General features: G+C 63.4%; 4 protein-coding genes and 1 pseudogene. 3 read left to right on the forward strand and 2 right to left on the reverse strand.

Annotated elements, in window-relative coordinates:
- Positions 1-231 (reverse strand): annotated as a pseudogene (locus EOC06_RS26480) (ATP-dependent DNA helicase RecG); the annotation flags it as partial.
- Between the two features lie 92 nt (positions 232-323).
- Between EOC06_RS26480 and EOC06_RS26485 the strand changes: the two are divergent.
- From EOC06_RS26485 to EOC06_RS26495, 3 genes are all read left to right on the forward strand, one after another.
- Complete coding sequence (locus EOC06_RS26485) at positions 324-611, forward strand: succinate dehydrogenase assembly factor 2 (protein WP_127810537.1); 288 nt, start codon at positions 324-326, stop codon at positions 609-611.
- A gap of 87 nt (positions 612-698) precedes the next feature.
- Positions 699-4,196, forward strand: a complete 3,498-nt coding sequence (mfd, locus tag EOC06_RS26490; protein WP_128309169.1) for a transcription-repair coupling factor — start codon at positions 699-701, stop codon at positions 4,194-4,196.
- Between the two features lie 134 nt (positions 4,197-4,330).
- Entirely contained in the window at positions 4,331-5,704 is a 1,374-nt protein-coding gene (locus EOC06_RS26495; RefSeq protein ID WP_127272015.1) for a class II 3-deoxy-7-phosphoheptulonate synthase, read from the forward strand.
- 104 nt (positions 5,705-5,808) lie between these two features.
- Here EOC06_RS26495 and EOC06_RS26500 read toward each other — a convergent pair.
- A partial coding sequence (locus tag EOC06_RS26500; RefSeq protein WP_245470086.1) for a diguanylate cyclase occupies positions 5,809-6,679 on the reverse strand: 871 nt, incomplete at its 5' end.

The raw sequence follows: 6,679 nt of genomic DNA on the forward strand, positions 1-6,679 counted from the left end.
ATGCGCACCTCCAGCGTCACGATCTGGCCTTCCGCGGATCCTGCGATGCCCGGCCGGGCTGCGCCGGTCGATGACGGTATGCGGCAGCACGAACAGAAGGTCGCCCGCGCGCGCCGCGCGATCGCCGAGATCGGCGGGGACGACCTTTTCGATCAGCGCGCCGACTTTCGGTCCGACGCCTGCAAGCGACGTGATCGGTACAAACAAGGGATCGAGGATGGTCGGGCGCATGATGTCAGCTTATGTTGCGATGGCGGCAGCGCAAGGCTGACAGCCCCTTCTATCCACGCTATATGCGCCGCAGCAAGCAAGGATGCGGCACGATGACCGGAACGACGAGATCAAGCGAGGGGCTGGACGTGCACCGCCGCAAGCTTCTGTTTCGCTCCTGGCATCGCGGCATGCGCGAGATGGACCTGATCCTCGGCACTTTCGCCGACGCTGAGATCGGCGCCTTGACGGCCGAGGAAATCGACCAATATGAGAGGCTCCTCGACATTCCCGATACCGAATTCCTGCCCATGGTCACCGGCGAACGCCCGGTTCCGGCCGATATCGATTGTGCCGTCCTGCAAAAGATCCTGGCTTTCCGCCACTCCATGACATTTTGAACAACGACATCCTGAACACAAGCAATTCCAGGAAAAGTGCGAAGCGGTTTTCCGTTCGGAGTTGCGATAGAACAAGACCGTGATTTCATGAGCCTCATTCCCACCATCGGTTTGCCGAAAGGCCGCGCCGGCCAGTTCATCGTCGACGGCGTCGCCGATGGCTATGAAGCCTTTGCGCTGGTGCAGGCGGCACTTGAGATCGCGCCCGACAAGCCGGTTCTGTTCGTCGCGCGCGACGGTCAGCGCCTGCCGGCGATCGTTGAGGCGCTGTCTTTTTCTGCCCCCGGCCTGCCGGTGCTGCAACTACCGGCGTGGGATTGTCTGCCCTACGACCGCGTCTCGCCCGGTTCGGATGCTGCCGCCAAGCGCCTCGATGCGCTGACCGCCATGATCGCTCTGGCGAAGAAGCCGCACCGCGCCGTCATCCTCACCACCGCCAATGCGCTGCTGCAACGCATTCCGCCGGCGGATCTCGTCGAGGCACAGACCTTTCATGCCAGACCCGGCAACCAGATCGACATGAATGTACTGGTGTCGCGGCTGGAAACGTCCGGTTTCGAGCGCGTGCCGACAGTGCGCGGCATCGGTGAGTTCGCAGTGCGCGGCGGCATTCTCGACCTGTTCGCGCCTGGGTGGACCGAAGCGCTCAGGCTCGACTTCTTCGGCGACACGCTGGAATCGATCCGTGTGTTCGACGCCGCCACGCAGCGCACCACCGGCCAGCGCAAGTCGATGGCGCTGCAGGCGATGAGCGAAGTGGCGCTGACGCCCGAAACCATCAGCCGTTTCCGCCGCTCCTATATCGAAGCCTTTGGCGCTCCACAGCGCGATGACGGGCTCTATGCAGCAGTCAGCGAAGGCAGGCGGTTTGCCGGAATGGAACACTGGCTGCCGTTTTTCTATGAGCGGCTGGAGACGGTGTTCGACTATCTGCCTGACACGCCTGTCATCTTCGACCATCTGGCGCATGAGGCGTTGGCCGAACGCCACACGCTGATCCTCGACCATTACGAGGCGCGCAAGAAGCAGGCGGACGGTGCCTTGAAGGACGCCGTGCCCTACAAGCCGGTCGCACCGGACCTGCTCTATCTCTCCCCGGAAAACCTGATTGCCTCGCTCGGGCCGCGTGAAGCGATCGACTTCACGCCATTCGACGCGCCCGAAGTTGGCGCCAAGAAGGTCTATCACGCCGGCTCACGCCACGGCCGCAGCTTCGTCGAGGAGCGCGCCGATCCGAACGCCAATGTGTTCGATGTCGTCGTCAAACACATCGCCGATGAGCGCGCGGCGCGCCGCCGCATTGTCATTGCCGGCTGGACCGAAGGCTCGCTCGACCGGCTTGGCCAGATCCTTGCCGAACACCATCTCGGCAATCTCAAGCAGGTGGCGACGCTGGCGGAAGCCGAAAAGCTCGAACCGGGGCAGGCGGCCCTGGCCGTACTGCCGCTCGAATCCGGCTTCGAGACCGAAAAACTGGTCGTCGTCGCCGAACAGGACATTTTGGGCGACCGGCTGATCCGGCGCTCGAAACGCAAGAAGCGTCCGTCGGATTTCATCGCCGAGGCCTCGGCGCTGTCGGCCGGCGACATCGTTGTCCATGCCGACCACGGCATTGGCCGTTTCATCGGCCTGCGCACCATCGAAGCGGTCGGCGCACCGCATGACTGCCTGGAAATCCACTATGCCGGCGACGACCGGCTGTTCCTGCCGGTGGAAAACATCGAACTCCTGTCGCGCTACGGTTCCGACACGGCCGAGGCGACGCTGGACAAGCTTGGCGGCGGCGCCTGGCAGTCGCGCAAGGCGCGGCTGAAGAAACGCCTGCTCGACATGGCCGGGCAGCTGATCCGCATCGCCGCCGAGCGGCAGATGCGCTCCGCACCGCCACTGGTGCCGGCAGAAGGCCTCTATGGCGAGTTCGCGGCCCGCTTCCCCTATGAGGAGACCGACGACCAGCAGACGGCCATCGATTCGGTGCGCGACGATCTTGCTGCCGGCAAGCCGATGGACCGGCTGATTTGCGGCGATGTCGGCTTCGGCAAGACCGAAGTGGCGCTGCGTGCCGCCTTCATCGCGGCGATGGAAGGCTTTCAGGTGGCGGTCGTGGTGCCGACGACATTGTTGTCGCGCCAGCATTTCAAGACCTTTTCGCAGCGTTTCTCCGGCCTGCCGATCCGTGTCGGCCAGGCGTCGCGGCTGGTCGGCGCCAAGGAACTGGCCGAGACCAAGAAAGGCATCGCCGAGGGCCAGGTCGACATTGTCATCGGCACGCACGCGCTGCTTGGTTCCGCGATCTCGTTCAAGAACCTTGGCCTGCTGATCATCGACGAGGAGCAGCACTTTGGCGTCAAGCACAAGGAGCGGCTGAAAGACTTGAAGACCGACGTGCACGTGCTGACGCTGTCGGCGACGCCGATCCCGCGCACGCTGCAACTGGCGTTGACCGGGGTGCGCGAACTGTCGCTGATCGCCACGCCACCGGTCGACCGCATGGCGGTGCGCACCTTCATCTCGCCGTTCGATCCCCTGGTCATCCGCGAGACGCTGCTGCGCGAGCGTTATCGCGGCGGCCATTCCTTCTATGTGGTGCCGCGCATCAGCGATCTTTCGGAAATCCATGATTTCCTGAAGGAATCCGTGCCGGAGTTGAAGGTGGCGGTGGCACATGGCCAGATGCCGCCGGGCGAACTCGACGATATCATGAATGCCTTCTATGACGGCCAGTACGACGTGCTGTTGTCGACCACCATTGTCGAATCCGGGCTCGATATTCCCACCGCCAACACGCTGATCATCCACCGCGCCGACATGTTCGGCCTGTCGCAGCTCTACCAGCTGCGCGGCCGCGTCGGGCGTTCCAAGGTACGCGCCTATGCGCTGTTCACGCTGCCGGCCAACCGCAAGCTGACCGACACCGCCGAGCGCCGGCTGAAGGTGCTGCAATCGCTGGATACGTTGGGCGCCGGCTTCCAGCTCGCCAGCCACGACCTCGATATCAGGGGCGCCGGCAATCTTCTCGGCGAAGAGCAGTCCGGCCACATCAAGGAGGTCGGCTTCGAGCTCTACCAGCAGATGCTGGAAGAGGCCGTCGCCGAGGTGAAGGATTCCGGCGAAGTGCAGGATGGCGGCTGGTCGCCGCAGATTGCCGTCGGCACGGCGGTGATGATCCCGGAAAGCTATGTTCCGGATTTGCAGCTCCGGCTGGCGCTCTACCGCAGGCTTGGCGATCTCGAAAACACCGAGGAAATCGACGCTTTCGGCGCCGAGCTGATCGACCGCTTCGGCCCGCTGCCGGACGAGGTCAAGCATCTGCTCAAGATCGTCTTCATCAAGGCGCTCTGCCGCAAGGCCAATGTCGAGAAGCTCGACGCCGGGCCGAAGGGCGTCGTCATTCATTTCCGCAAGCGCGAATTCTCCAACCCGGTCGGGCTCGTCCGGTTCATCGGCGAGCAGGGCTCGCTGGCCAAGATCCGGCCGGACCACAGCGTCGTCTTCGTGCGCGATTGGCCAACCCCCGAGAAGCGATTGGCGGGCTCGGCGGTCGTCATGACCCAGTTGGCGCGGCTGGTGGAGAAGGCGGCATAGCCGGCCTCGGACCATTCGCCAGCGCTTGAATTCCGGTCTAGAATAGGAAAACGGCTTCGTGTATGGAGCCGCGATCCCATATAGGGGCTTGAGTGGGGGCGAGGGTGCTCGCCGGAAAGAGTGTTGGTGCAGCGATGACAAAATGGTCGCCGAATTCGTGGAGAGCAAAGCCGATCAAGCAGGTTCCTGCCTATCCGGACCTTGCCGCGCTGAAGAACACGGAGGCCCAGCTCGCAACCTTTCCGCCGCTGGTTTTTGCCGGTGAGGCGCGCAAGCTGAAGAAGCAGCTCGCTTCTGTCGCCGCCGGTGACGCATTCCTCCTGCAGGGCGGCGATTGCGCCGAGAGCTTCGCCGAGCATGGCGCGGACAACATCCGCGACTTCTTCCGTGTCTTCCTGCAGATGTCCGTGGTGCTCACCTTCGCCGGCGCGCAGCCGGTGGTGAAGGTTGGCCGCGTTGCCGGCCAGTTCGCCAAGCCGCGATCGTCCGACAACGAGACCAAGGGCGAGGTGACGCTGCCCAGCTATCGCGGCGACATCATCAACGGCATCGAATTCGACCCGAAGTCGCGCATTCCGGATCCCGCTCGCCAGGAGATGGCGTACCGCCAGTCGGCGGCGACCCTCAACCTTTTGCGCGCCTTCGCGCAAGGCGGCTATGCCAGCCTGGAGAATGTGCACCGCTGGATGCTCGGCTTCGTGTCCGACAGTCCGCAGGGCGAGAAATACGAGTCTCTTGCCAACCGCATCACCGAGACGATGGACTTCATGAAAGCCGTCGGCATCACCTCGGAAACCAACTACGCGCTGCGCGAAACCGATTTCTACACCAGCCACGAGGCGCTGCTGCTCGGCTACGAGGAGGCACTGACGCGCGTCGACTCGACCTCCGGCGACTGGTACGCCACCTCGGGTCATATGATCTGGATCGGCGACCGCACCCGCCAGCCCGACCATGCGCATGTCGAATATTGCCGTGGCATCAAGAACCCGCTCGGCCTGAAATGCGGTCCGTCGCTGACGCCGGACGGCTTGCTGGAGCTGATCGACCTGCTCAATCCCGAGAACGAGCCCGGCCGGCTGACGCTGATCGCCCGCTTCGGTTCCGACAAGGTCGCCGACCATCTGCCGAAGCTGGTTCGCGCGGTGCAGAAGGAAGGCCGCTCCGTGGTGTGGTCGTCGGACCCGATGCACGGCAACACGATCGAGGCCGCCGGCTACAAGACGCGGCCGTTCGACCGCATTCTCAAGGAGGTCCAGACCTTCTTCGAGGTGCACCGCGCCGAAGGCACGCATCCGGGCGGCATCCATGTCGAAATGACCGGCAAGAACGTCACCGAATGCACCGGTGGCGCGCGCGCCATCACCGCCGAGGAATTGCAGGACCGCTACCACACCCATTGCGATCCGCGCCTTAACGCCGACCAGGCGATCGAACTGGCCTTCCTGGTCTCGGATCTGTTGAAGAAGAGCCACCCGGTGCAGCACAAGCAGGCGGTCAACGGCTGATTTTCGCGCAGTCCGAATAAGATCCACGAAAGGGCGTCCGAGAAATCGGGCGCCTTTCATGTCTGCGCTAGTCCAGTGTTCCCGGCACCAGCGGGCAGGGACTGTCAGTCCTTCTTGTAGAGCAGCCAGCTCTTGCCGGCCCGGCCTGCCATCGTCGAGTGCTTGGTGACCCGGTTGCGGCCGCTGACCTTGGAGCGATAGAGCGCCCGGTCGGCCTTGGTGTAGAGATCTTCGGGTCCTTCGGCTTCGGAAGCCATGCAGATACCCATCGAGACGGTGACGGTGCCGTAATTCGTGCCGGTCTGGCTGCTGGTGAACGGCGTCTGCTCGATCAGGGCGCGAATGCGCTCCGCAACGTCATAGGTGGCGTCCTCGCTGGCGCCCTCGATGATCAGCGCGAACTCCTCGCCGCCGGTGCGGGCGACGAACATGTCGCCGCGAATGCTGGTCTGGAAAATATCGGCGATGCTCTGGATGATCTTGTCGCCGACCGGGTGGCCATAGCGGTCATTGATATCCTTGAAGCGGTCGATGTCGACAAGAACCAGGGCGTTGAACAGGATACCCCTGTTGCTGTTGTAGATCCTGGTGATCTCCTTGTCGAAGGCGCGCCGATTCCAGATATGTGTCAAGGGATCGGTGTCGGCCAGCCGCTTGTACTCCTCAAGCTTCGACTTGACGCTTTCGAGTTCGGCCGTCTTGTCGCTGAGCGTCGAGGCCACCTGCCGGCCGTGATCGATCGTCGAATTGGTGGCAACCGCCATGGCGTTGGCGATCTTCTGCAGGAGATCCTGGGAGAGAAGGCTGCGTCCGCTGAGGCCGCTCGATGTCTCATCGAGGATCCTGCCGTATTTCTCGATGTGGCTGCGCTCGCTCCGCAGCAGCGAAGCAACCTCCTCGAGCTCCCTGGCAATGACGTCTCTGGCATGCTCGACGATGCCAGGGCCATGGTTGTGGGCAAAGAAAGTGCGCCCG

Source organism: Mesorhizobium sp. M7A.F.Ca.MR.362.00.0.0 (genome assembly GCF_004023175.1).
Classification (GTDB): domain Bacteria; phylum Pseudomonadota; class Alphaproteobacteria; order Rhizobiales; family Rhizobiaceae; genus Mesorhizobium.